The following is a 24,799-nucleotide window of genomic DNA, read 5'->3' as shown; positions in this document are numbered from 1 at the left end:
GATTTTTTATGTTTCAAGACAATCTGGCACTGGTCAAAAAGATGGACCCCGTCATCGGGGACATGATCGACCTGGAATTTCAGCGGCAGAACCGGAACATTGAGCTGATCGCCTCGGAGAACATCGTCAGCGAGGCGGTGATGGCGGCCATGGGCTCGGTGCTGACCAACAAATACGCCGAGGGCTACCCCGGCAAGCGGTACTACGGCGGCTGTGAGGATGTGGACCTGGTGGAAAACGAGGCCATCCGCCGGGTGTGCCAGCTGTTCGGGGCCAGCTACGCCAACGTGCAGCCCCACTCCGGAGCCCAGGCCAACATGGCGGTGTATCAGGCCCTGTGCCAGCCCGGCGACACGGTGCTGGGCATGAGCCTGGACAACGGCGGCCACCTAACCCACGGCTCCCCGGTGAACCAGTCCGGTCTGCTGTATAATATCGTCCCCTACGGTGTGGACGAGGACGGCCTGATCGACTACGATGCTCTGGATAAGCTGGCCCAGGAGAAGAAGCCCAAAATGATCATCGCCGGGGCCTCCGCCTACCCCAGGGCCATTGACTTCGCCCGCTTTGCCGAAATCGCCAGAAGCGCAGGGGCCTACCTCTTTGTGGACATGGCCCACATCGCCGGTCTGGTGGCCGCCGGGGTCCACCAGAACCCGGTGCCCTACGCCGACGTGGTCACCACCACCACCCACAAGACCCTGCGGGGGCCCCGGGGCGGCGTGATCCTCTGCCGGGACGAGGAGCTGGGTAAGAAATTCAACAAGGCCATCTTCCCGGGCACCCAGGGCGGCCCGCTGATGCACGTCATCGCCGCCAAGGCGGTGTGCTTCGGGGAGGCCCTGCAGCCCTCCTTCCAGGAGTACGGCCGCAAGGTGGCGGAAAACGCCCAGGCGCTGGCCCAGGGCCTGCTGAATCGGAATCTGAAGCTGGTGTCCGGCGGCACCGACAACCACCTGATGCTGCTGGACCTGCGGGGGCTGGACGTCACCGGCAAGGAGCTGCAGAACCGCCTGGACGAGGTGTATATCACGGCCAACAAAAACGCGGTCCCCAACGAGCCCCGCAGCCCCTTCATCACCTCCGGCCTGCGGCTGGGCACCCCCGCCGTCACCACCCGGGGCTTTGGTCCCACCGAGATGGACCTGATCGCCGGCTGGATCTCCGACACCATCTTCCACTTTGAGGAAACGGCGGAGGCCACCCGCCAGGGTGTCACAGAGCTGTGCGCCCGCTATCCCCTGTACCGCTGAGCGGAAGGACCTGGAACGGACGGTTCCAGGTCCTTTCTTTTTCTCTAGTTGTAAACCGTTTAAAAAATAGGTTGACAAATAGGGCGTACTGTGCTACTATCGGTGCCAGCACAAGCCAAAACAACTTTATTCTGGGAGGTAATACTGTGAAATCTGGAAAAACCAAGGAACTGGTCCTGTGCGCGATGTTTGTCGCGCTCATCGCCGCGGGGGCATTTATCAAGATCCCCATCCCGGTGGTCCCATTCACCCTGCAGTACCTGTTCACCATGATGGCCGGACTGCTGCTGGGCGGCAGACTGGCCATCTGCGCCACAGGCGCTTACTTGCTCCTCGGGCTGGCCGGACTGCCCATCTTCGCCCAGGGCGGCGGACCCGCCTACATATTTCAGCCCAGCTTTGGCTATCTCATCGGCTTTGCGGCAGGGGCCTATGTCACCGGCGTAATCGCCGGGAGGACTGAGCGGCCCGGTTACGGCAGTCTGCTGGCGGCCAACTTTGCGGGGCTGGCCATTGTCTACCTCTTCGGAATGGTCTACTACTACTTCATGAGCAATTTCTATCTGAACTCCCCCATCGGGCTGTGGCCCTTGTTCCTGTACTGCTTTATCCTGGCCGTCCCCGGGGACATCGCGCTGTGCATCGTAGGGGCGATCCTGGGCAAGCGGCTGATCCCGCTGGTCAAGGAGAAGGAGCGTGCTGTCTATGACCAGACTTGAGACACTGACCCGGCAGGTCCTGGACGGGCAGGAGATCACCCGGCAGGAGGCGCTGGAGCTGTATGAGCAGCCCCTGGAGGAGCTGTGCCGGTGCGCCGATCAGATCCGCCGGCACTTCTGCGGAACCCGCTTTGATCTGTGCACCATCATCAACGGCAAAAGCGGAAAATGCTCGGAAAACTGCCGGTTCTGCGCCCAGTCCGCCCACAACCACACCGGCGCGGCAGAGTACCCCCTCCTCTCCGCCGAAGAGCTGACCGCCCAGGCCAGGGTGAACCGGGATCAGGGGGTGCTGCGCTACTCCATCGTCACCTCCGGCAAACGCCTGTCCAGCGGAGAGGTGGACGCGCTGTGCGAGGCCATCCGGCAGATCCGGAGCGAGGTGGGTATTTCGGTTTGCGTCTCGGCAGGGCTGCTGGACGAGGAGCAGTACCGCAGGCTGAAGGAGGCCGGGGCGGAGCGGGCCCACAACAATCTGGAAACCTCTTGCCGGAATTTTCCCAACGTCTGCACCACCCACACCTTTGACGACAAGGTGGCGGCCATCCGCGCCGCCCAGGCCGCCGGACTGACGGTGTGCTCTGGCGGCATCATGGGGCTGGGCGAGACGGTGGAAGACCGGATCGATATGGCCCTCTCCCTGCGGGAGCTTGGGATCAAAAGCGTGCCGGTAAACATGCTCAACCCCATCCCCGGCACCCCGCTGGCCCAAAACGAACCGCTAGGCGGTGACGAGCTCCTGCGGATCACAGCGGTCTACCGCTTCCTCCTGCCCGACGCCTCCATTCGCCTGGCGGGCGGCCGGGGGTTGCTGGAGGACAAGGGCCGGGGCTGCTTCCAGTCCGGCGCCAACGCGGCCATCTCGGGGGACATGCTCACCACGGCGGGCATCACGGTGGAGACCGACCTGCGCCTGCTCCAGGAGCTGGGCTATGAGGTGCGGCTGTGAGCAAGGGACTGTTTATCACCGGGACGGGGACCGATGTGGGCAAAACCTTCGTCTCCGGCCTGATTGTGGACGCACTGCGCCGGGACGGCGCCTCCGCCGCCTACTACAAGGCCGCCATGAGCGGCAACCAGCGCCGTCCGGACGGGACGCTGATCCCTGGCGACGCCCTGTATGTGAAAAAGGTCTCGGGCCTGGACCAGCCCCTGGAGGAGATGTGCCCCTACGTCTACGAACACGCCGTCTCCCCCCATCTGGCCGCCCAGCTGGAGGGCGGGCCGGTCTGTCTGGACCGGGTCCTGCAGGGCTACCAGGCGGTCTGCCGCCGCTATGACTATATCACGGTGGAGGGCTCTGGCGGCATCCTCTGCCCCCTCCGGTTTGACGGAGAGGAGCTTTGGCTGACCGACGTGATCCGGGCCTGCGGCTTGGGCTGTCTGCTGGTGGCGGACGCCGGGCTGGGCGCCATCAACGCCGTAGGGCTGACCGCCTCCTACCTGGACCGGCAGGGCATCCCGCTGAAAGGGATCATCTTTAACCGCTTCCAGCCGGGAAACAGGATGCACGAGGACAACGTCAAGCTGTGCGAGCACCTTACCGGCGTCCGCGCCGCCGCCCTGGTCCGGGACGGCGATACCCATCTGAACATCCCGGCGGAGCGGCTGCGCTCCCTGTATGAATAGGAGGAAAACAGCATGATCTGGTATCCCTACCAGCAGATGAAGACTATGGGCGCGCCCTACGAGATCATAGACGCCAGCGGCGTCTACCTGTACACCAGAGAGCAAAAGCTGATCGATTCGGTCTCCTCCTGGTGGAGCGTCATCCACGGCTACAAGCACCCCGAGCTGAACGAGGCCATCACCGCCCAGGTGGGCCGCTTCTCCCACGTAATGCTGGGCGGGCTGACCCACGAACCGGCCCAGGCGCTCTCCCAACGGCTGGAGCAGTTCCTGCCCGGCGATCTGGACTACTGCTTCTTCTCCGACTCGGGGAGCGTGGCGGTGGAGGTCGCGCTGAAAATGGCCCTGCAGTATTACATGAACCAGGGGGACACCCGGCGCACCATGATCCTGGCCCTGGAGCACGCCTACCACGGGGACACCTTCAAGACCATGGAGGCCGGGGACGACGAGGATTACCACTTCGTCCTCAACGCCTACGGTCCCAGCCCCCATGTCGTCCATATCCCCACCCGGATTCAGGCCCTGGAGGAGGCTTTTGGCCGTTACCACAACCGGCTGAACTGCCTGCTGGTGGAGCCGCTGCTCCAGGGGGCCGGCGGGATGCGGATGTATGACGTCTCCTTCCTGAAGCGGGCCCGGGAGCTGTGCGACCAGTACGGCGTGCTCCTGATCTTTGACGAGGTGGCCACCGGATTCGGCCGGACCGGCAACCGGTTCGTGGCCGACCTGGTCCTGCCGGACATCCTGGTGCTGGGCAAAGCCTTGACCGGCGGCTACATCGGCCATGCGGTCACGGTGGCCAGCCAGAAGGTCTACCAAGGCTTTTACGACGACGATCCGGCCCATGCCCTGATGCACGGCCCCACCTTCATGGGCAACGCGCTGGCCTGCTCGGCGGCGCTGAAGTCCATTGAACTGTTTGAGCGGGAGGACTACATGTCCAAGATCCGCCGCATTGAGGCGGTTACCCGCCGGGAGCTGGAGGGCTTCACAGACCCCAGGGTCAAGGAGGTCCGGATCATGGGCGGCTGCGTCTGTGTGGAGGTTCTGGACCCCGCTGTGCTACAGGGCTATCAGCAGTTTGCCTGCCAGCGGGGGGTGTTCAGCCGTCCTTTCCTGAATTATATGTACGCCATGGTGCCCTACGTCATCCAGGAGGAGGAACTGGTACAGGTCCTGAGCACCATGAAGGCGTGGTTTCAGCGGTAACAACGGAAAACGCGGGACGGAGCATTGCGCTCTGTCCCGCGTTTCTGCTAATCCGCCGCCTCTTGGAAGAAGAGGACCTGCTCGCCGTCAAAGTACAGCGCGCCAGCCGCGTCCCACCCCTCTCCGGCCGCGTGAAGCCAGAGGCATTTGGAGTACTGGTCCCAGTGGCTTTCCATGCTTGCAGGAGGGGCGTGAGCCTCCAGCACGATGTTGAACCAGTCCGCCCCATCCAGCTCATAAAGCCTGCCGTCCCGCTGAAGGAACATCTGCCGGTCTGAAATCAACTCGCTGCTCCCGTCTCCATCCAGGTCCAGCTGCATGATTCCGCCGTCCTCGCTGCGGAGCAGAAGAACGGGAGCGCCGGCTTCATCGAAGTAGAAATAGTCTGTGACAGGCGCCGGGTAGGCCCCATTCGTCTCCACCTCATAAGAGATGGTAAAGCCGTCGCGGCCAAACAGGTCGTAGAAGAAAAACACGCTGGTGTTTTCGCTCAGGCCGGTCAAGAACACATGCATCGTGTCCCCCTCCCGGACGGCGGCCCGAATCACGCCGTCCACCCCGCGGTAGACCACCACGTTGCGTCCGTCAATGTTCCAGTTGGCCAGACGGTTTTCGTAGGTATCCTCAAAATCCCCTGTGCGCGTCTCCAGGGTGACGGCGGGGGCCTGGTAGGGCTCCAGGCTGTCCAGGGGGATGACCACCTCCGGCTCTCCGGCGGGTATGGGGGTGGGGATGGCCGGCTTCTCACACGCCTGGTTGGAGACGAACCAATAGCTGCCGTCCTCCTGCTCCTCCAGGGTGACGCAGGTCCAGTAGCCGCCGTCGCTCTGGTAGAGCTTTACTGTGCTGCCCACCCGCGTCCCAGCCAGGAAGGCCAGATCGCCGCAGTAGTTGGTGTCGCCGTGCATCCAGTAATAAGCGTCGTATTCCGCCAGATAGGTGAAATTCTCCATTCCAATCCGGTTGGTCTGGTCCAGGGTAAGGCCGGTGTACCGGACCAAGGTGCTGTCAAGCTCCGCAGCGGTCAGCCGGTAGGCGGGGCAGGGCAGGTCCTCCATCTCGCCGCCCAGGAACGCCCTGAGCTCCTCCACACTGAACTGCGTGGTTCCATCGCAGTAGAACAGCTCAAACAGGTCGATGTCCTTCACGTCGTCATAGGGGTACCAGGGGCTGGCAAACTGGTTGCGGATGGTGTAGCCCATACCGCCAGTGGAGGCGTCTTCCGAGTCCGCGCAGTTGAAAAACTCCTCGTTAAACCAGCGCAGTTCCTCCCCGGTGAGGGCTTGCAGGCCAACGTCCTCCTGGGGCTCCGGAAGGCTCACCTCGGGTGTCACCGCTCCGGTGAAGGTGCAGGCGGAAACCACCCCCGCCAGCAGGGCCGCTGTCACGGCCGCCGCCGCAAACTGCCGGGGCTTTTTGGCGATGCGGGTAAAGCGGTCCTTCAGCTGCTTCTTCCCGGCGGCCATGGTGGTGGCCGCCAGCATGGGGTTAGCCGTCCTCCGCACAGGGATCAAGGCCAGCAGCGTCTGTCCGTAGGGGATGCGCTCCCCCTCCTCCAGCCGGGCCAGAGCCCCTTCGTCGCAGGCCAGCTCGCAGTCGGTCTTGGCCGCTGCAGAGGCGATCCACACCAGCGGGTCGAACCAGTACACCGCCAGACACGCCCCCCGCAGCAGGGTCCAGATGTGATCCAGGTGGCGGGCGTGGGTCAGCTCATGAGCCAGAACGTGGCGCATCCGCTCCGGAGAGGAGATGGCGGCGGGGGTCAGATAGACGGCGGGCCGGAACAGCCCGAACAGGCAGGGGGAGGACAGCCCTGTCTCCACCAGATAGACGGGCAGGGAACAGCCCCTCACCGGCCAGGACTGCCGGGTCCGCCGCAGCCGCAGCCAGAAGCGCCCGTTGACGGCCAGCAGAAACACCGCCGCCGCGCCGCTCCCCGCCAGCCAGAGGCTGGCCAGCACCGTCTGCGCGGACAGCCGCCGGTACTGCACGGCGGTCTCCTCCGTCTTGATCAGCCATGCAGATCCCCCTTCCGGGATCTCCGCCTGTTCCGGGGCCACGTCGGGGGCGGTGGGGTGCTCGGCCAGCGGGGCACGGGCCACCGGAACGTAGACCGGCCGGGAGGCAATGCCCCGGGCCACCCTCTGCTCCACCGGCTTGGCCGCAGTGAGGACGGAAAAATCCACCGCCGGCAGGCTCACCGGCACCAGCAGCCGCAGGAGGACCAGTCCCCACAGAGCGTACTGCACCCGCCGGGACAGGCTGGTCCGGAACAGCTTCCGCAGCGCCAGCAGCGCCAAAATCAGCACAGATGATGTGATCAAAATCTCAGTCATGGATGCCCTCCCCCTTCGCCTTTTCCAATATGGCCGACAGCTCATCCAGGTCCTCCTGGGTCAGCGGCCGGCTGTCCATCACCGCGTTGAGCATAACGCCCAGCCGGCCGTCAAACACCTTGTCCAGAAATTGGTTCATCTCCCGCTTCACCGCCTCCCCCTGCCGGAGCACCGGGGAATAGGCCTTGGCCCGGCCATTGCTCTGGTAGCTTACCGCCCCCTTGGCCTCCAGCCGGGAGAGCATGGATATGATGGTGTGCTTGCTCCAGCCAGTGCGGTCCTTCATCGCCCCGGTGAGCTGGGTGATGGTCATGGGAGCCGACTCCCACAGCACCTTCATCAGGGTCCACTCTCCATCCGAAAGCTCTGTCTTCAAAACGATCCCTCCTTTGGTAAGTATCTGCTTACCTCTTTTGCCATCAGTATACCAGAAAGGTAAACACTTGTCAACCTTTTTTCGGGCAAGATTTCAGCGCACAACAAAGCGGGGCCTAAGCTGCAGTCAGCTCAGGCCCTCTTGTGGATCATTTTGGTGGGGATACTGTGTCGGATTGGAAGGGAACAACATAAGGATGCGGAAGGCGGAATCGTGTTCGGAGCAGTGGAACACCGGCATTCCTCAGCTCTGCACTGAAGCTTTTCTTTGGTGATACACCGTCCGAATAATATCATCGATCTTTGCCTCCTCCAAGCCCACTTCCTTGATGGGAGCCGTATGGGAAATATCCTCGATCAGCCGGGCGGCGGTGATCTCATCCTTGCGGAAACGGTAGACAGAGCGGGCCTCACGGACGGAGACAATCTCCGCATGGGGGTGGGGAATGGTAACAGGGTGATAGAAGTCGATAATGAGATGGCGGTAAGGGGCGATCTTGTCAATCAGTTCGTCCAGCGAACCGTCCTCAATGACCGCTCCCTCGTTAATGATAATGACCCGCCGGCACAGCTCCTGGATATCGCCTAAATCGTGGGTGGTCAGGATAATGGTGGTCTTGCCCCGTTGGTTGACCTCCTTGATAAACTTCCGGACGGAATATTTCGCCTCCACGTCCAAACCGATGGTGGGTTCGTCCAAAAACAGAACCTCCGGCGAGTGGAGCATAGCCGCCACCAGGTCCCCCCGCATCCGCTGCCCAAGGGAGAGCTGGCGCACCGGAGTGTCAATAAAGCGGTCGATCTGAAAAATCTCGTTGAGCGTTCCCAGGTTTTCGGTGTAGGTTTTATCCTCGATCTGGTAGATTCGTTTCAGCAGCTCAAAGGTCTCGCCCAGCCGCAGGTCCCAGTTCAGCTGGCTGCGCTGTCCAAACACCACCCCCAGATTCCGCACCACCCGTTTGCGGTCCTTTTGGGGGGATATGCCGTCGATCAGGATCTCGCCGCTGGTGGGCCGCATGATGCCGGAGAGCATCTTCACAGTGGTGCTTTTTCCCGCGCCGTTGGGGCCTATGTAGCCTACAATGTCCCCTTTTTCAATGGAAAAAGAGATGTCGTCCACCGCTCGGACAGTTTCTGTGTTCTGTACAAAGAGGTTTTTTACCGCCCCCCGCAGTCCGCGCTCCTTTTTGATTTTTTTGTATTCCTTCACCAGATGGCTCACTTCAATGATGTTCATGACCGGGCCTCCATGATCCCCTCAAAATCAATGCTGCGCGTCTGCTCATTCTCGATCCAGTCCAGGATCTTTCCCACCTTCGCCGGATCGTTCTGATCCCGTTTCAGCGCATGAAGGGGACGCCACCAGAAGGGCCTCAAATACCGGTAGAGCAGCGGCGCGGCTTTCTTTTCCGCCTGGGTAAAGTGATAGCTGTCTTTTATCAGAAGAAGGTTCTCAAGGAAGGACTGGAGCGCCTTTTCACTGTTCTGCTCCACATAATACATGTTATTTTCCCTCTTGTCGAAGATGTCCTCGTCAAAATTGATCCACAGCTCCCGGAACAAAACATTCAGCGCGGTATCCCTGCCGGAAAGGTTGAAATCCAGCACGCCGGCAAAGCGCATATCAGCGTCCAGCAGAATATTGCCCGGGTTCAGGTCGGCCTGAAAGACAGAGACTGGGAGCTGGCTGTACAGCTGCTCCAAAACACCGCGATTCGCGAGAAAGCGGGACCATATTCTCTGAAACCGTTGTGTAAATTGGGGGAGCTGTTCCTCTATGACCCCCTTGAACTCCAGGGCGCACTCCATGATTTCATCACAGGGGTCAGAGGGGCAGAACCGCTCCAAAATGCACAAACCAGAGGGAAACTCCCCGAAATCCAGTCCCGCCGAACCAACCTCGCAGAGGAACCGGAGGGCGTCGTCATGGTAAATATACCGTCCGTTTTGCAGGATTACCCTTTCTCCAAGCTGGTCCGCCGTCTGAAATCGGGACCGCTCTTCCGCGTACACAACGCAGGCTCTGCCCTCATATTCCACGGTTTCCGCCAGATTCCCATTTTTACCGGCGATGATCTGGGGACAGTAATACCCCATCGCGCTGTAAGCCGCCGCCGTTTTCTGCCAGATCTGTACGCGGCGCGGGGACGTAAAATCATTACAGGCAATTTTAATGACCAGCCTCTGATCCGCCCACTCCGGGAAGACCGTGCGGCGGAAATCCTCCTCCCCCCGGCTGGTGTCTTTGTATTCCCAGCTGGATGGCGGGTCCCTGCGATAAAGCTGAACTATCTCCGTAACATCCATAAAACAGATACACCTCTTTCGTGCTATGATCGCTCTCTTAGCTCCCGGCACTCTCGTACCTCCCCATCCCGGCCCGGAATACCGCGCAGCTCCCCGCGAACAGGAGCAGCCCCACCGCCAGGGTGACGGCCGCCATCGGCACGGGAAGGATGCCGGTTCCCGGCTCCAGGAGGTCCTTGACGGGCCAGAAGGTGATCCACGCCAGAGGCAGGAGAACGGTGAACAGGGTCTGGACCCACCGGGGATAGATGGTAAGGGGGTACATGGACACCCGCTCGAACAGCTCCCCCACCATGTCGGTGAAATTGGCGGGGCTCTTGGTCCAGAAGGACATGGAGCCGCAGAACATCCACACCGCCCCCCGGATCAGCGTCCCACCCGCCAATGTGCAGAGAATCAGCAGAATATTGCCGCAGCTTGGGCTCAGGTGTACCTTGACACACCCGTAGACAAACACCATCAGGCCGGGGAGGATGTCGGTGAAGCCGATCAGGTTGAAGTCGTCGAACAGGAACTGGAAGACCAGGTTCATGGGCCGCAGCAGGAACCGGTCAAACTCCCCGTCGATCATCCAGTAACCCAGGAACCAGGTCTGGATGAAGAGCACCACCGCCAGGCCGTGGCTCAACACCGACATGCCGTACAAAAACGCCAAGCTTTCGTAGCCCCAGCCGCCGATGCTGCCGAACTGGTCCACCACGAACTTGATGGTGGCAAAGCCCACCACCCACTGGATGCAGTTGGCCAACACATGGCCGATGAGCATAAAGGGGTACTCCAGCCGGGACTGGATGGACTGCCTGATGGAGATAGCGGCCACAGAGGCGTAATATCGTATGGTTTTCACCCCGCTCACCCCCCTTGAATCAGTATGGCCGCCGCCATTTTCGTTTGCAGCACGTGAAACAGGACCCACAGCGCCGCGCACCAGAACAACTGAAGCGCCATGCGGAGCAGGATTTCATCCATCGCGTACTGCCCGATGTAGATGCCCAGGGGGAGCTGGTAGATGTTCATGAAGGGCAGCGCCTCCAGTACCCGGCGAAACCCGGCGGGGAAAAACCACAGGGGAAAAATACTGCCTGAGAGCAGCTTCATGATAAAGCCTTTGGCGTTGGCCAACGGGCCAAGGGTCAGCGTCTTGAAGGCGCACAGCCCCAGCAGGGCCGCCAGAATCCAGTTGATGAGGTAACCAATGGCAAAGCTGAGCAGGAATAGCAGAAGGTGGAGCGGGGACGCGGGCGCTGGAACTCCAAACAGGACGGTCCCCACCAGCAGCAGGGGGACGGCCTTCTGGAAAAAGGCGGCGGCACAGTCACCCAGGTCCTCCGCCAGATAGATTCCGTAGATATTGACCGGCTTGAGCAGGTCCAGGGCCACGCTGCCCGTCCGGACGCTTCGGGCGATCCGGTCCTGGACGCCCATGGTCAGCAGGTTTCCCATAATGACGGAGATGGTGGTGTAGGTAATCATGTCCCGCTGGCTCACGCCGGACACCGTCTCCGCGCCGCTGTAGGCGGCGGCCCAGAAGCAGGACATGGCGTACATGATCAGGCACTGAATCAGAATGGTGGAGATCACGTTGAACCGGTAGGCCAGCGCGGTCTGTATCCTGATTTTGGAGACAAATAAGTAGGCATTCATTTCGAGACCCCATTGATATCAAAAATTTTTATTTTATGTTGTCAAAGCCCTGCTGCTCTGTTATAGTAAACGCGCGAGTACTCGCAAGAAAAACGGTGACCCATTTGCGGCAGACGAAAGGAGCACATGGCTATGATTTGGAAATTCAAGTACGGACATCCCTTTGAGACGGAAGCTGTGACCGAACATATAACAGAGACGGAAGAAGCCCCGCCCCTGGGAACCGTCAGCCTTCAGGAGGGCTTTCGCTGGCGGTATGAGCTGGCCAAGGATGATATCGTCTATGGGCTGGGCGAGGCAGTCAGGGGGATCAACAAGCGGGGGCATTGCTACATCAGCCACGCCTCGGACGACCCGCACCATATGGAGAGCACACAGTCCCTGTACGGCGCCCACAACTTCATCGTGATAGCGGGAGAACACAATTTTGGCCTGTTTGTGGATGATCCCGCCAAGGTCACCTTTGATATCGGCTCTACCTGTTCCGATATTTTGGAGATCAGCTGCCAGGAGGCAGATCTGTACTTCTATATGATAGATGGGGAAACACCCTATGCGGTGGTGAAGCAGTTCCGGAAAATCATCGGGAGGAGCTATATTCCTCCTAAATTCGCCTTTGGATTCGGCCAAAGCCGGTGGGGCTACCGGACAAAGGAGGATTTCCGGCGGGTCGCGGACGGATACCGATCCAATCACATTCCCATTGATATGCTCTACATGGATATCGACTATATGCAGGATTTTAAGGATTTCACCGTAAACGGAGGGGAATTTGAGGATTTTCCCGGGTTTGTCAAGGAAATGAAGGAGCGCAACATCAGACTGATCCCCATTATCGACGCGGGAGTCAAGGTGGAGAAAGGATACCCGGTCTATGAGGAGGGAGTCAAAAACGGATATTTCTGCAAGAGGGCAGACGGCAGCGATTTTGTGGCGGCGGTATGGCCGGGAGATACCCACTTTCCGGACGTCCTGAATCCGGAGGCCAGACGCTGGTTCGGCGGCTGTTACCGTCCCCTCATTGAACAGGGGATCGAGGGCTTCTGGAACGATATGAACGAGCCCGCGATCTTTTATACGCCGGAGGGGCTGGAGGCGGCCTCCCGGCTGATGCGGGAATATGTGGAGGATGAGACGGGCACGGTATCCATGTTTCAGGTCCGGGAGGCCCTGACAGGGCTTCAGAATCATCAGGACTATTACAAAGCCTTCTATCACCAGATAGATGGCCGCATGGTCCGCCATGATAAGGTACATAATCTGTTTGGCTGCAACATGACCAGGGCGGCGGACGAGGGCTTTGAGCGGATCGCTCCGGACAAGCGGTTTCTGCTGTTTTCCCGCTCCTCCTACATTGGAATGCACCGCTGCGGCGGGATTTGGACCGGGGACAACAAGTCCTGGTGGAGCCATATCCTGCTGAATCTGCAAATGATGCCGGCGCTGAATATGTGCGGCTTTTTGTATGCGGGAGCGGATCTGGGCGGCTTTGGCGGCCACACGACCCGGGACCTTCTGCTGCGCTGGCTGGCTCTCGGTGTGTTCACGCCGCTGATGCGGAATCACTCCGCCATCGACACAAGGGCGCAGGAGTGCTATCAATTTGAGGGCGTGGAGGATTTCCGCCATATTGTGGGGGTCCGCTACCGTTTGCTGCCCTATCTTTACAGCGAATATATGAAAGCAGCCCTCTCGGACGATCTGTATTTCAAGCCTCTGGCCTTTGAGTATCCACAAGACACGTTCGCTCCCCGGGTGGAGGACCAGCTGATGCTGGGCGGGGAGATCATGATTGCCCCCGTCTATACCCAGAACGCAAAGGGACGGTATGTCTATCTGCCAGAAGAAATGCGGTTCGTCAAGTTTATGCCTGACGGCTCCATCCAGCAAGAGACATTGTCTCCGGGGCACCATTATGTGGAAATTGCCCTGAATGAAGTGCCTCTGTTTATTCGCTCCGGGAAATGTATTCCAGTTGCCAAGGCGGCCGAATGCGTGGCTGAGCTTCAGTCAGACGCCCTTGAACTGCTGGGGGATCCGGGGGCTGAATATTGGCTGTATGACGATGACGGAACGTATAAGGACTATGATAATCCGGCAAACAGAAGGCTGCTGAAAAAAATGTCATAAAAAGGGCTGCTCCAATCAGAGAGGGACAAGCGAGTTTCACCGCCTGTCCCCCTCCCTGTTTTGGGCAGATTACGATGCCAAATACGCAATATACTGGACAACGGCGGGAAGCCGGGGGCTGTTGCCCACCACGCCGAGATATACGGGCTCCGAGAAGCCGGCCCCCTGAAACAGGGGGAACAGGGAGAGGTCCAGCCCGTTTACGACCTCCTCCGTCACCGCCCTGTACTGCTCCGCCTGGTTGAGGGTGTATTCAATGGAGTTGTCCTCCAGAATCACTGTGTTTACGGCCAGGTGAGGCTCCAGACGGCGGTACAGGGCGCCGTCCGAAGGGAGCAGGCCGGACAGGTCCAGGAGATAGCCTCTCTGGGAAAAAAGATCATACCCCTCCTTGTTCATCAGGACGACGTCCAGCTGCTCCGCACTGATGGCGGCCATGAGCTTCAGGCTGGAGGCGTACTGATATTCGTGGTTCTCCAGGGAGGGGTTGTCCGACAAATAGAGTCCCCGGGACAGGTCGATCTCAGTCCGTTTGGGATTGGCTCCGCTGGCGGAGAGAAAGCCCCCGGTCAATCGGGCTTCCAGCTCATCCCCGGCGGAAATATTGATGTGGGCCGTGTACAGAATAACTTCTTTTTTTGTGATCTGCCGGTACGCCGCGGAGGAAACCAGGTATAGCGCCACGAGCCCCAGCAGGATGGGAAGCTTAAAGTAGGTGAAGATATATTCCAGTTTACCAGCCAGGCTCATCTTTTGAACGGCCGCCCTCCGGGCGGCCGTTTCCTCTCTCGTCAGACTCATATGTCCCCACCAGCCTCTGGGGCGCTCTCCTCCTCCGGGTCATAGGAGCAGGCGCGCAGCACATTGTTCATCAGATAGGCGCTGAGCAGGGCGCACAGGCCCTCTCCGAAGATAATCAGCGGGGTAAATACGCTGACCACCAGAAAGAACATGGCAAAATGTACTGCAAACACCAGAATGGTGCAGAAGAGATAGTGCGTCCCGATGAAAAAGGAATTTTTCAGCATAGCCCAGTTGGTGTTGGAGACGCTGGCCACCAGGGGAAAGACAAACAGCAAAACGATGGTGTAAGCCACCGCCGCGGCGATCACCAGGGCCAGGGTCAAGGTCCACAGAACGGCGGCGGCGCCGGTAGAGGAGGCGCGGAGGTGATACACAATGTATCCGTCGCTGGCCAGCAGCCCGCCAACGGCCAGCAGGATCAGCCACAGGGTAGTGGACTGGCGGAAATTTTCCCGGAAGGAGCGGAAGAACATGCGGGTCAGGGCGTGGTCCTCCCCCCGGACAATTTTCAGGGAGGTGTAGTACAGCGCCGTGGTGGACGCCCCAATGGTAACGATGGGAATGCAGCAGAGGAACCAGAGGATATTCAGGCAGCAGCTGTAGCACAGCTTCATCACCAGCTGGCCAAAGGGACTGTCGTAGGAAAGAAATTTCATGTCGCGCCCTCCTTCACGGTCAGCTTTGTGGAATCCCGGCAGATCAGCTCAGTAGCCGTATAGACGGTCCGGTAGTCCAGATAGGGCTCTTTCATCCTGGACAGCAAGAGATGGAGGGCGGTAAAGGCCATGATCTGGGTGTGGATGTGGACGGTGGTCAGCGCGGGGGTCATGATCCTGGATTCCGGGGCGTCGTCGAACCCACATAACAGGATATCGCCTGGGACCGATTTGCCCAGCTTGCGCAGCGCCTGCATAGTGTCCACAGCGATAAAGTCGTTGGCGCAGAGAAACACCTCCGGCAGCTCCGGCAAAGCGGAGAGGGGGACATCCATATCCGCGGAATGCTGCTTGATGCAGAACGCCTCGTCCACGGGGACGCCGGCCAGGGTCATAGCGGAACGGAAGGCGACATAGCGCTCAAAAAAGGACTGGCAGTGCTCATAATCGCCAATAAAGCCGATTTTCCGGATGCCCTTCCCCAATAAATCATGGACCAGCTTGGTAATCCCGGTGGTATTGTCCATCAGCAGCTGGTCGGCGGGGAGAGAATCGCCATACCGCTTATGGGGGCCGTCCACGAACAGCACAGGCAGTCCCAGCGTGCAGACCATCTCGTCATAGGCCCGGTCAAACATCTCTATGCACATGATGGCGCTGGCCCGCTCCGGGTCAAATGTGGCCGGGAGGGTGTGCTGGGCCAGATTCTCCCGGTCCACCTTATAAATATTGAACGAATAGCCCAGCTGAGACAGCTCCTGCTTGAACCGGTCCAGCATGGGGATGGCAAAGTGGTTGGACAGCAGAGAGAGGTTTGCGGTGAACACGGCAATTTCGCTGGCTGCCGCAGGGGGCTCTGAGTCCCCGGAGGGCACAAACCTGCTGTTTCCTGAGAGGGCGGCCACATAGGAGAACTGCTTATAGCCCATTTCCACCGCTTTCTGGAGAATTTTTTCCCTTGTCGCCTCCGCCAGACCGTCAGAGTTGTTGATTGCCTTAGACACGGTGTTTCGTGAAACACCCAGGGCGTCCGCAATATCTTGAATGGTGACCCGCTTCATGGAATGCCTCCTCACTTTTGTGCCTTTTCAAGGAACCTCTGATGGAATCGATTCTCACTGTTTTAAGCCCTGAATGTTCAGGCGCTTCCCCCGCCGGAAACGGGGGAAACACGAATCAATCAGAGGTTCCTCTATTTTATTTTGCACATCGTACCACAAATAGGTGCAAATGTCAAGTTTGAGGTTGTGCGAATGACAACATCAATTGTCACAATATTTGCTCCAAAAATTCTACACTGCAAATACAATAATACAGTTGACATATGCAAAGTGTCGTGCTAATGTAAACTTACCAAATCCAAGAAATGTGCAAATACATGTGTTCAAATTATAATGGTGCATTTGCTCATTTTTTTGGGAGAGGAAAAAACAGAAGGAGGAAGATCTATGAGCAAGCCCCAGACAAGCGCTGTTGTCCCAAAGGGCGGAAACACCAAGCTGCACAACTCTCTGGTGTACATCCGGCAGCACTGGCAGCTGTACGCATTCTTTATCATGCCTGCCTTTGTGCTGACGATTGTTTTCCGCTACATCCCCATGGGCGGCATCGCCATTGCGTTCATGGACTACAACCCCTTCGCTGGCATCTTTGGCAGCGAATTTGTGGGGATGTATCACTTTGAGCGCTTCCTGACGTCCCCGGATTTCCTGAGCTACCTGGCCAATACCCTGAAGCTGAGCGTGTTCGGCCTGCTGTGGGGGTTTCCGGCCCCCATTCTGCTGGCCTTCCTGCTCAACCGCATTCTGAGCAAGAGCAGAAAGCAAAAGATCCAGCTGGTGCTGTATATGCCCAACTTCATCTCTGTCATCGTGCTGTGCGGTATTGTGCGGATTCTTCTGTCCCCCACGGGCATGATCAACATGCTTTTGGGTACCAACTATAACTTTATGACCATGCCGGAGGCATTCCGGACCATCTATATTGCCAGCGGAATCTGGCAGGGCGCGGGCTGGGCCTCCATTATTTATACGGCCGCCCTCTCCAACGCCAGCAAGGACCTGAAGGAGGCCGCCATCCTGGACGGCGCCAACATCATCCAGCAGATCAAGGCGGTGGAGTGGCCCGCCATCAAGGACACGGTGCTCATCCAGTTCATCATGTCGGTGGGCAACATCATGAGCATCGGCTTTGAGAAGGCCTACGCCCTCCAGACCGACCTGAATATGGCCTCCTCCGAGATCATCTCCACCTATGTGTATAAGCAGGGCCTGATCAACGGCGACTACAGCTTCTCCACCGCCGTGGGCCTGTTCAATACCGTCATCAACGTGATCCTCCTGATCTCCATGAATGCCGTTGTCAAGAAAATGAACGACGGCAAGGGCATTTGACAGAAAGGGGAGAGAATGTGTGAAGCATAAAAAAAGCAGCGCCTTTGCCCGGCAGTCCGCCGGCGACAGGGCCCTCCTGATCGTGGCATATACCATCCTTGGCCTGTTTCTGGCTGCCATTATTTTTCCCATTATCTATATCATCCTTTCGTCCTTTATCGACCCCATCACCCTCCAGAACAAGGGCGTGACCTTCGATTTCAGCAAGTGGACGCTGATGGCCTATGAGCGGGTGCTGGGCAACGCCCAGATCTGGGTGGGCTTTAAGAACGCCCTGCTCTACTCCATTGAAGCCACCATCCTGGGCGGGGTCGTCACCCTGTTGGCCGCCTACCCCATGTCCCGGCCCGATTTCCGGGGCAGAGGCTTCTTCAATGTGATCTTTGTCATCACCATGTTCTTCGGCGGCGGCCTGATCCCCACCTACCTGCTGATCAACGACCTCAACCTGCTGGACAACCCCTTGGCCATCCTGCTGCCCTGCGCCTTCAACGTGTGGAACATGATTATTGCCCGCACCTACTACCAGGGCATCCCCCGGGACCTCCAGGAGGCGGCGGACATTGACGGAGCCACCGAAATGGCCTACTTCTTCAAGATCCTGATCCCCGTCTGCACCCCCATCATCGCCACCATCTCCATGTGGAACTTCGTGGGCATGTGGAACAGCTACTTTGACGCCATGATCTACCTGAAGGACCCCGCTAAGCAGCCTTTGCAGCTGGTCCTCCGTTCCATCCTGATCCAGAGCCAGCCTGAGGCCGGTATGGTCTCCGACATCCAGAGCACCGCCGAGCGGGCCCAGCTGGCCGAGCTGCTCAAGTACGCCACGATTATCATCTCCAGCATTCCCCTGATGATCATGTATCCCTTCTTCCAAAAGTACTTCGATAACGGCATTATGGCCGGCGCCGTGAAGGGATAAGGCCCCGTACAGGCGGATATACCTGCTCAGACAAAGGAGACGCACCATGGAAAATGAGAAAATCACCATCGCATATGTCATGCAGAAAATCGACCAAATCATGGAGGGAACCACCGCGCTGCGGGAGGGAATTGCCATGCTGGAACACCTGGATGAAGGGGCGGCCATTGCCGCCGGAAATATGGTGGAGGCAAGGGAAAAGACCAACCAGCAGATGCTGGCACTCCTGAATAAAATCATTGAGAAACTTGAAATAAATTAAAAAGGAGAATTGATATGAAAAAGTTTGTTCGCAGAAGCATCTCCCTTGCCCTGGCGCTGGTTATGACCACAGGTTTGCTGGCAGGCTGCGGCGGCGGCAACAAGCTGGGCGGAAACAGCAAGGGCCTGGAGGTAGACCCCGCCGAGGTGGCCATGCCCCTGGCGGAGAAGGCCACCATCAAGGGCCTGACCCAGTTCCCCGCCGGCACCGAGTCCGACCCCAACAACCGCACCATCTTCCAGCGCCTGGAGGAGCAGACCAACGTCCATGTGGAGTGGCGGGCCATTCAGAAAGACCAGTGGGGCGACACCATCCAGCTGGAGATGTCCAACGCCAAGACCCTGCCCGATTTCGTGTTCGACGCAGGCTTTGGCGAGGTCGATCTGCTGAAGTACTCCAAGCAGGGCGTTATCATCCCCCTGGAGGACTATATTGACAAGTATATGCCCAACCTGAAAAAGGTCTTTGAGCAGGTGCCTGAGTATGAGGCCATGTGCAGGGACTCGGAGGGCCACATCTGGGGCCTGCCCTGGATCGAGCAGCTGGGCTACCACAACACCGCCATCCAGCTGCTGGGCAACATGCCCTTCATCAACACCGCGTGGCTGGACTTCCTGGGCCTGGAGATGCCCACCACCGTGGACGAGTTCGAGGCCGTCCTCATCGCCTTCCGTGACAACGCCGCTGCCCTGAAAGCCCAGTTCAACATCGACGGCGACATCATCCCCATGTCCTGCATCGTCAACGACGGCGGCCAGGACCCCTTCATCCTCATCAACGGCTTTGGCGAGGGTTATGGCGATCCCGACGCCTTGAAGCACCTGGCCGTGACCGACGAGGGCAAGGTGGTCAGCGTGGCCACCTCCGAGGGCTTCAAGAAGGGCACCGCCTGGCTGCACAAGCTGTATGAGGAGAAGCTGATCGACGTGGAAGCCTTCACCCAGGACTGGTCCACCTACGTGGCCAAGGGCAAGAGCGGCCGCTACGGCGTCTGCTTCACCTGGGACGTGGGCAACGTCGCCCCCTCCCTGGAGGGCTGGGCGCCCCTGCCCATGCTGAAGGCTGACACCGTGAACCTCACTCCCGCCACCGCCTCCTACACCTCCGGCTTCCAGCGCGGCCGCTGCGTTGTCACCTCCGTGGCCGAGAATCCCGCCCTGGTCTGCGCCTGGCTGGACCAGATGTACGCTCCCCTCCAGTCCCCCCAGAACAACTGGGGCACCTATGGCGAGGATGACGGCTTCGACATCTTCACCATGGGCACCAACGCCAAGGGCGAGCCCATGCTCCAGCACGCCCCTCTGGGCGACAAGTCCCCCGTGGAGGTCCGGGAAGCCGAGAGCATCAACGGCCCCCTGGCCATCCTGGACAGCTACTACGGCGAGTACGTCACTCTGCCCGATGACGCCGCTTACCGCCTGGACTGGATCAAGGAGATCTACACCCCCGTCTGCACCGCCAAGTACTGCCTGCCCAGCTTCTTCATGACTCAGGAGGACTCCGTGACCGATTCCAACCTGGGCGCCGATATCGGCAAGTGCGTCAACGAGTTCAAGGCCCGCGCCGTCCTGGAGGGCTTCTCCGACGCCGACTGGGAGCAGTTCCAGGCCGACCTCCAGTCCTATAAGCTGGACGAGTATGTGGCCCTGTATCAGAAGTATTTCGACGCCTATCTGGAGGCCCAGAAGTAAACGTTCCCAGGCAGAAAGCTGCCGTTCCTACGTTCCCCCGTCCCTCCCTGTGGGGGCGGGGGCGTTTTAAAAAGGTCAGAATAAAACGCCCTCTATGGCGGGCGTGTGCAATGATGGAGGTTCCTATGAGCAGTAACATTTTAAGGGAAGCGCGGAGACATGAGGAGATCGCGGAGCAGCTGATCCCGCCTCAGGCCCGCCCCTCGTTCCACCTGTCTTCCCGGGTGGGATGGATGAACGATCCCAACGGCTTTTCCTATTACAAGGGGAAATACCACCTGTTTTATCAGTATTACCCCTACGAGTCCAAATGGGGCCCCATGCACTGGGGGCACGCGGTCAGCGAGGACCTGCTCCACTGGGAGCACCTCCCCGCCGCCCTGGCTCCAGATACTCTGGCCGACAAGGACGGGTGCTTTTCCGGCAGCGCGGTGGAGCTGGCTGACGGCCGGCAGCTGCTGATGTATACGGGGGTCTCCGCCGGACCCAAGCTGCCCGACGGAACCAGCGACGACAGGCAGACCCAGTGCGTCGCGGTGGGAGACGGCGTGAACTATGAGAAGTACTCCGGCAATCCAGTTCTGACCGCCGCCGACATCCCCGAGGGCGGCAGCAAGGTGGATTTCCGGGACCCGAAACTCTGGCGGGAGGAGGACGGAACCTACCGCTGCGTGGCGGGGAACCGCCCGGCGGACGGCAGCGGCCAGATTCTCCTCTACTCCAGCCCGGACGGGTTCCACTGGACGTTCGAGAGCGTGCTGGCCGAGAACAAAAGCCGGTTCGGTCTGATGTGGGAGTGCCCGGACTTCTTCAAACTGGACAGGAACTACGTCCTTCTGACCAGCCCTCAGGACATGCTGCCCAGCGGGTTCGAGTACCACAACGGCAACGGGACTCTGTGCCTGATTGGCAGCTTTGATGAGCAGAGCAAGACCTTCCGGGAGGAGCACGACCAGGCTATTGACTACGGCATTGATTTCTACGCCCCCCAGACTCTGCTGGCCCCCGATGGGCGGCGGATTATGATCGCCTGGATGCAGAACTGGGACACCCTGTCCATCGCCTCCCTGAAGGCCCCCTGGTTTGGGCAGATGACGGTGCCCAGGGAGCTGTCCATCAAAAATGGCCGGCTGTATCAGTGGCCGGTCCGGGAGCTGGACGGGCTGCGAAGCGGACGTGTCTCCTATCAAAACGTGGACTTCCAGGGAGAGCTGACCCTGGAGGGGATCAAGGGCCGAAAGGTGGACGTCACCATCACCCTGAGACCCGGCGATGAGGCGCATATCTACAAAAAATTCTCCGTCTGGTTCGGGCAGGACAATACTTACCATACAGCGATCAGCTTCCGGCCCTACGAGTCCATCCTGAAAATCGACCGCAAATTTTCCGGCTCGCGCCGGGCCATCATCCACCAGCGGAGGTGCAAGGTCCCCCAAACTGGCGGAGCGATCACCTTCCGCATGATTCTGGACCGCTTCAGTGTGGAGATCTTTGTCAATCACGGCGAGCAGACCCTGTCGGCGACCATGTATACTGACCAGTCCGCGGACGGCTTCCGGTTCTTTGCCGACGGAAAGGTCGCCATGGACATTGAAAAGTACGATCTGGACGGGGAATAGGAGGCAGAAATGAAGCAAACATTTGACGTTGTGGCCCTTGGAGAACTGCTGATCGACTTTACGCAGAACGGAGTCAGTGAACAAGGAAATCCGCTGCTGGAGGCCAACCCCGGCGGCGCGCCCTGCAATGTGCTGGCCATGCTGCAAAAGCTGGGGAAGTCCACCGCCTTTGTGGGCAAGGTGGGGGAGGATATGTTTGGCCGCCAGCTCCGCAAGGTGGTGGAACAGGCCGGCATCGACCTGACGAATCTGGTGATGGACCCCGCCGCCCACACGACCCTGGCCTTTGTGCAGACCTTCGCCAACGGCGATCGGGATTTCTCGTTCTACCGTGACCCCGGTGCGGATCTGCTGCTTACCGCCGACGAGGTGCCGGAGGATGTGATCGCCAATAGCCGTATCTTCCACTTCGGCACTCTGTCCATGACCCATCCCGGCGTGCGTGAGGCCACCAAACGGGCAGTGGCCTGCGCAAAAGACGCCGGAGCTCTGGTGTCCTTTGATCCCAACCTCCGCCCGCCCCTGTGGGCCAGCCTGGAGGATGCCCGGGCGCAGATCGCCTGGGGCCTGGGGCAATGCGACGTGCTGAAGATTGCCGACAATGAGCTGGAATTCATGACCGGCCAGACGGACTTTGACAAGGGCGCCGCCGCCCTTCAGGAGCAGCACCCCAACATCCGCATTTTGAACGTCACTGCCGGTGGGGCGGGCAGCTACTCCTACTACGGCGGCAGACGGGTGTTTGTCCCCGCCGTCAAGCTGGGCGGCACCATCGAGACCACTGGCGCGGGGGACACCTTCTGCGCCTGCGCGCTGAATTTTGTTCTGGAACATGGCACGGAAAATTTGACCGAATCGGATCTGACCGATATGCTGCGCTTCGCCAACGCCGCCGCCTACCTTGTCACCACCAGAAAGGGCGCGATCCGCTCCATGCCGGAACAGACGGAGGTGGAAACGCTTGTGAACGGAACCAGAGGTGGTCTGTGATGCGGAAGGGAAACGCTGGAATGAATATTGGGGCCGCGCCGGTCTGCCTGGTGTTGTTTTTATTGACCACGTTTTTACTTAGCGGCTGCGGACAAAATTCCGATGGTGACGGCAGCTTTGCCACCCCGGGAACGGACAAAGATTTTTCCCAACTGACCACGCCGGAGCAGCAGGAGGCGGCTTACAACTATCAGGCGTATTTCCGGCCCGCCCCGGATGGAGGCGAGCAGCCCTATGTGGGGGACACTATGCCCTTCTATGAGGACGGCGTCTATTACATCTATTACCTGAAGGATAAGGGCGATTCCCGCAACCACTCCATTTATCTGGCCACCACAACGGATTTTGTCCGCTACACCGAATATGACGAGGCGATCCTGGAGTCTACCCCGGGCGCCCAGGATGACTGGATCGGTACCGGTTCTGTGGTAAAGGTGGGTGAGAAATACTATTTGTTCTACACCGGCCACACCGATGGACCGATGGAGTTTAAGGAAAAAATCATGGTGGCGGAGGGGGACAGCCCCTTGGCGTTTACAAAGCGGCCGGACTGGGAGCTGATCCCGCCCGAGGAGCTGGGCCAGAAGCGGGACTTCCGCGACCCCCAGGCCTACTACGATCCTGACAGCGGGAACATCACCCTGACGGTGACCGCCGCCCAGGACGGCGTGGCCCGGATCTTGAAGTTTACACTGAGCGCCGACCTGCAGACCAGCACCTATGACGGCATCATCTTCTCCGACCCCACGGAACGCTTCTGGAACCTGGAGTGCAGCGATACCTTCCGTCTGGGTGACACCTGGTATCTCACCTACTCGGGCCAGGACGATACCCTCTGGTTTGCCAGCTCCGACACCCCCTACGGCCCCTATGGAGAGGCCAAGCGGCTGGACGGCAAGCTGTTCTACGCCGCCAAGCATGTGGAGGACGGCGTAAATTCCTACATGGTGGGCTGGGCCCGCCGGTCTGAGGTGATGTCCTCCACCGTGGGAGTCACCGACTGGGCGGGCAATCTGGCAGTACAGAAGATGATTCAGAAAGAAAACGGGGATTTGGCGCTGGCGCCGGTGGATTCTGTCGCGGAAGGCTTTACCGCCCGCCGGGCGCTGGCGGCAAAGAAACCGGAGGTGCTTGTAAAGGCTAAGGATTCCTACGTCTATACGGACGTCTTTACCTGCTATGAGAGCTTTCTGATCCGCGGCGAGTTCTGCTATGAGAAAGAGGGAATGTTTGGCCTGAGCTTTGACTTTGACGGCGACCCCGGATTGAACAAGTTCATTGGGGTCAATCCCACTGAACACAAGCTCCAGCTTTGGTTCAATGAGGGGGACACCCTGATTGCTGAGACGGCGGCGGAACTCCAGCCGGGGAAAACCTATTCCTTTACCTATATACAAGAGGGCTCCGTAGGTGTCTTCTACATCGACGGCGCGGCGGCCCTTACGGTCCGCCTGTATGGCGCCAGCGGCAAGCCTGTTCAACTGTTCGCGAAGGATAACAGCGTACAGTTCACATCGCTGGAACAGTACACACGGCCTTGATCATTTCTTCTGTTTTTGGGAGAAGAATGTGATGCCGAAAGAGGCGGTTGTTCAGAACACTGGCGGCAAGAGCTTGCCCGCAGCCAAATTGAACGCAGCCAACGGAACTTTTAGAGGCGGATTTTGTCTGATTCAAGCAGAAAGAGCGATAAAAGCAAAGAAAAGGTCCCGAGTAATGGTGAATTACTCAGGACCTTTTGTAGGTCATTTTAGTTGGGATACTGTGTCCAGTTTGAAAGGGACAACCACAAATGGTGTCATAGTCCCTCCCAAAACGCCCCCAATGTCCCAACCATTTTGGACTGCGGCTATC

The 24,799-nt window shown here is 59.2% G+C and carries 22 protein-coding genes; 13 read left to right on the top strand and 9 right to left on the bottom strand.

The genetic code is table 11. The features are described 5' to 3' along the window. Positions 1-8 precede the first annotated feature (8 nt). From glyA to bioA, 5 genes are all read left to right on the top strand, one after another. Positions 9-1,253 (top strand): serine hydroxymethyltransferase, encoded by a 1,245-nt coding sequence (gene glyA / locus VV088_RS14235; protein WP_334601353.1) that lies wholly within the window; start codon positions 9-11, stop codon positions 1,251-1,253. Between the two features lie 185 nt (positions 1,254-1,438). Then, positions 1,439-1,972, top strand: coding sequence for a biotin transporter BioY (locus VV088_RS14230; RefSeq protein ID WP_334602073.1), 534 nt, complete (start codon positions 1,439-1,441; stop codon positions 1,970-1,972). Then, positions 1,959-2,921, top strand: coding sequence for a biotin synthase BioB (gene bioB / locus VV088_RS14225; RefSeq protein ID WP_334601352.1), 963 nt, complete (start codon positions 1,959-1,961; stop codon positions 2,919-2,921). The genes VV088_RS14230 and bioB overlap by 14 nt, the downstream gene beginning before the upstream one ends. Continuing rightward, positions 2,918-3,601: a dethiobiotin synthase gene (bioD, locus tag VV088_RS14220; protein WP_334601351.1), complete on the top strand. Its 684-nt coding sequence runs from the start codon at positions 2,918-2,920 to the stop codon at positions 3,599-3,601. Before bioB ends, bioD begins: the two co-directional genes overlap by 4 nt. Before the next feature lie 12 nt (positions 3,602-3,613). Continuing rightward, complete coding sequence (gene bioA / locus VV088_RS14215; RefSeq protein WP_334601350.1) at positions 3,614-4,813, top strand: adenosylmethionine--8-amino-7-oxononanoate transaminase; 1,200 nt, start codon at positions 3,614-3,616, stop codon at positions 4,811-4,813. 47 nt (positions 4,814-4,860) lie between these two features. On the opposite strand, the gene VV088_RS14210 is transcribed toward bioA, so the two are convergent. From VV088_RS14210 to VV088_RS14185, 6 genes are all read right to left on the bottom strand, one after another. Next, positions 4,861-7,149 carry a M56 family metallopeptidase gene (locus VV088_RS14210; RefSeq protein ID WP_334601349.1) on the bottom strand — a complete coding sequence of 763 codons (2,289 nt, stop codon included), beginning with the start codon at positions 7,147-7,149 and terminating at the stop codon, positions 4,861-4,863. After that, complete coding sequence (locus VV088_RS14205) at positions 7,142-7,525, bottom strand: BlaI/MecI/CopY family transcriptional regulator (RefSeq protein ID WP_334601348.1); 384 nt, start codon at positions 7,523-7,525, stop codon at positions 7,142-7,144. The genes VV088_RS14210 and VV088_RS14205 overlap by 8 nt, the downstream gene beginning before the upstream one ends. A gap of 243 nt (positions 7,526-7,768) precedes the next feature. Beyond that, entirely contained in the window at positions 7,769-8,761 is a 993-nt protein-coding gene (locus VV088_RS14200) for an ABC transporter ATP-binding protein (protein WP_334601347.1), read from the bottom strand. Then, complete coding sequence (locus tag VV088_RS14195; protein ID WP_334601346.1) at positions 8,758-9,831, bottom strand: phosphotransferase; 1,074 nt, start codon at positions 9,829-9,831, stop codon at positions 8,758-8,760. Before VV088_RS14195 ends, VV088_RS14200 begins: the two co-directional genes overlap by 4 nt. Before the next feature lie 37 nt (positions 9,832-9,868). Next, the gene (locus VV088_RS14190; RefSeq protein ID WP_334601345.1) at positions 9,869-10,678 is read right to left on the bottom strand and encodes an ABC transporter permease; all 810 of its coding nucleotides are present in this window, start codon (positions 10,676-10,678) and stop codon (positions 9,869-9,871) included. A 5-nt stretch (positions 10,679-10,683) separates the two neighbouring features. Continuing rightward, positions 10,684-11,475, bottom strand: coding sequence for an ABC transporter permease (locus tag VV088_RS14185; RefSeq protein WP_334601344.1), 792 nt, complete (start codon positions 11,473-11,475; stop codon positions 10,684-10,686). Between the two features lie 132 nt (positions 11,476-11,607). Here VV088_RS14185 and VV088_RS14180 point away from each other — a divergent pair, with 132 nt between their 5' ends. Further along, on the top strand, positions 11,608-13,605 hold the full coding sequence (locus VV088_RS14180) for a glycoside hydrolase family 31 protein (protein WP_334601343.1): 1,998 nt from the start codon (positions 11,608-11,610) through the stop codon (positions 13,603-13,605). Positions 13,606-13,674: 69 nt separating this feature from the next. On the opposite strand, the gene VV088_RS14175 is transcribed toward VV088_RS14180, so the two are convergent. From VV088_RS14175 to VV088_RS14165, 3 genes are read right to left on the bottom strand one after another with little or no spacing between them, the layout of a single operon-like run. After that, positions 13,675-14,406: a hypothetical protein gene (locus VV088_RS14175; RefSeq protein ID WP_334601342.1), complete on the bottom strand. Its 732-nt coding sequence runs from the start codon at positions 14,404-14,406 to the stop codon at positions 13,675-13,677. Further along, positions 14,403-15,065, bottom strand: a complete 663-nt coding sequence (locus VV088_RS14170; protein WP_300693179.1) for a YesL family protein — start codon at positions 15,063-15,065, stop codon at positions 14,403-14,405. The genes VV088_RS14175 and VV088_RS14170 overlap by 4 nt, the downstream gene beginning before the upstream one ends. Next, on the bottom strand, positions 15,062-16,126 hold the full coding sequence (locus VV088_RS14165; RefSeq protein ID WP_300693180.1) for a LacI family DNA-binding transcriptional regulator: 1,065 nt from the start codon (positions 16,124-16,126) through the stop codon (positions 15,062-15,064). The genes VV088_RS14170 and VV088_RS14165 overlap by 4 nt, the downstream gene beginning before the upstream one ends. A gap of 387 nt (positions 16,127-16,513) precedes the next feature. Between VV088_RS14165 and VV088_RS14160 the strand changes: the two genes are divergently transcribed. The 7 genes from VV088_RS14160 (at position 16,514) to VV088_RS14130 (ending at position 24,486) form a co-directional block, all read left to right on the top strand. Continuing rightward, positions 16,514-17,458 (top strand): ABC transporter permease, encoded by a 945-nt coding sequence (locus tag VV088_RS14160; protein WP_334601341.1) that lies wholly within the window; start codon positions 16,514-16,516, stop codon positions 17,456-17,458. A 19-nt stretch (positions 17,459-17,477) separates the two neighbouring features. After that, entirely contained in the window at positions 17,478-18,383 is a 906-nt protein-coding gene (locus tag VV088_RS14155) for a carbohydrate ABC transporter permease (RefSeq protein WP_334601340.1), read from the top strand. A 46-nt stretch (positions 18,384-18,429) separates the two neighbouring features. Then, positions 18,430-18,645 carry a hypothetical protein gene (locus VV088_RS14150; RefSeq protein WP_334601339.1) on the top strand — a complete coding sequence of 72 codons (216 nt, stop codon included), beginning with the start codon at positions 18,430-18,432 and terminating at the stop codon, positions 18,643-18,645. A gap of 14 nt (positions 18,646-18,659) precedes the next feature. Next, positions 18,660-20,336 (top strand): ABC transporter substrate-binding protein, encoded by a 1,677-nt coding sequence (locus VV088_RS14145; RefSeq protein WP_334601338.1) that lies wholly within the window; start codon positions 18,660-18,662, stop codon positions 20,334-20,336. 125 nt (positions 20,337-20,461) lie between these two features. Further along, positions 20,462-21,955, top strand: a complete 1,494-nt coding sequence (locus VV088_RS14140; protein ID WP_325228775.1) for a glycoside hydrolase family 32 protein — start codon at positions 20,462-20,464, stop codon at positions 21,953-21,955. A 9-nt stretch (positions 21,956-21,964) separates the two neighbouring features. Continuing rightward, entirely contained in the window at positions 21,965-22,945 is a 981-nt protein-coding gene (locus VV088_RS14135) for a carbohydrate kinase family protein (protein WP_334601337.1), read from the top strand. Next, positions 22,945-24,486: a hypothetical protein gene (locus VV088_RS14130; RefSeq protein ID WP_334601336.1), complete on the top strand. Its 1,542-nt coding sequence runs from the start codon at positions 22,945-22,947 to the stop codon at positions 24,484-24,486. Before VV088_RS14135 ends, VV088_RS14130 begins: the two co-directional genes overlap by 1 nt. Positions 24,487-24,799 lie beyond the last annotated feature (313 nt).

Source organism: Lawsonibacter sp. JLR.KK007, assembly GCF_036941135.1.
Lineage (GTDB): Bacteria > Bacillota > Clostridia > Oscillospirales > Oscillospiraceae > Lawsonibacter.
The sequence above is the reverse complement of the archived record's forward strand: the minus strand, read 5'-3'. Positions and strand labels throughout refer to the sequence as shown.

Excerpts from the sequence above, each read along its gene's own strand:
- VV088_RS14230 (WP_334602073.1), top strand. The coding sequence starts at position 1,439 with ATGTTTGTCGCGCTCATCGCCGCGGGGGCATTTATCAAGATCCCCATC.
- bioA (WP_334601350.1), top strand. The coding sequence starts at position 3,614 with ATGATCTGGTATCCCTACCAGCAGATGAAGACTATGGGCGCGCCCTAC.
- VV088_RS14130 (WP_334601336.1), top strand. The coding sequence starts at position 22,945 with ATGCGGAAGGGAAACGCTGGAATGAATATTGGGGCCGCGCCGGTCTGC.
- VV088_RS14165 (WP_300693180.1), bottom strand. The coding sequence starts at position 16,126 with ATGAAGCGGGTCACCATTCAAGATATTGCGGACGCCCTGGGTGTTTCA.
- VV088_RS14180 (WP_334601343.1), top strand. The coding sequence starts at position 11,608 with ATGATTTGGAAATTCAAGTACGGACATCCCTTTGAGACGGAAGCTGTG.
- VV088_RS14210 (WP_334601349.1), bottom strand. The coding sequence starts at position 7,149 with ATGACTGAGATTTTGATCACATCATCTGTGCTGATTTTGGCGCTGCTG.
- VV088_RS14145 (WP_334601338.1), top strand. The coding sequence starts at position 18,660 with ATGAAAAAGTTTGTTCGCAGAAGCATCTCCCTTGCCCTGGCGCTGGTT.
- VV088_RS14150 (WP_334601339.1), top strand. The coding sequence starts at position 18,430 with ATGGAAAATGAGAAAATCACCATCGCATATGTCATGCAGAAAATCGAC.
- bioB (WP_334601352.1), top strand. The coding sequence starts at position 1,959 with ATGACCAGACTTGAGACACTGACCCGGCAGGTCCTGGACGGGCAGGAG.
- VV088_RS14185 (WP_334601344.1), bottom strand. The coding sequence starts at position 11,475 with ATGAATGCCTACTTATTTGTCTCCAAAATCAGGATACAGACCGCGCTG.
- VV088_RS14160 (WP_334601341.1), top strand. The coding sequence starts at position 16,514 with ATGAGCAAGCCCCAGACAAGCGCTGTTGTCCCAAAGGGCGGAAACACC.
- VV088_RS14195 (WP_334601346.1), bottom strand. The coding sequence starts at position 9,831 with ATGGATGTTACGGAGATAGTTCAGCTTTATCGCAGGGACCCGCCATCC.
- glyA (WP_334601353.1), top strand. The coding sequence starts at position 9 with ATGTTTCAAGACAATCTGGCACTGGTCAAAAAGATGGACCCCGTCATC.
- VV088_RS14200 (WP_334601347.1), bottom strand. The coding sequence starts at position 8,761 with ATGAACATCATTGAAGTGAGCCATCTGGTGAAGGAATACAAAAAAATC.
- VV088_RS14135 (WP_334601337.1), top strand. The coding sequence starts at position 21,965 with ATGAAGCAAACATTTGACGTTGTGGCCCTTGGAGAACTGCTGATCGAC.
- VV088_RS14140 (WP_325228775.1), top strand. The coding sequence starts at position 20,462 with ATGAGCAGTAACATTTTAAGGGAAGCGCGGAGACATGAGGAGATCGCG.
- VV088_RS14175 (WP_334601342.1), bottom strand. The coding sequence starts at position 14,406 with ATGAGTCTGACGAGAGAGGAAACGGCCGCCCGGAGGGCGGCCGTTCAA.
- VV088_RS14170 (WP_300693179.1), bottom strand. The coding sequence starts at position 15,065 with ATGAAATTTCTTTCCTACGACAGTCCCTTTGGCCAGCTGGTGATGAAG.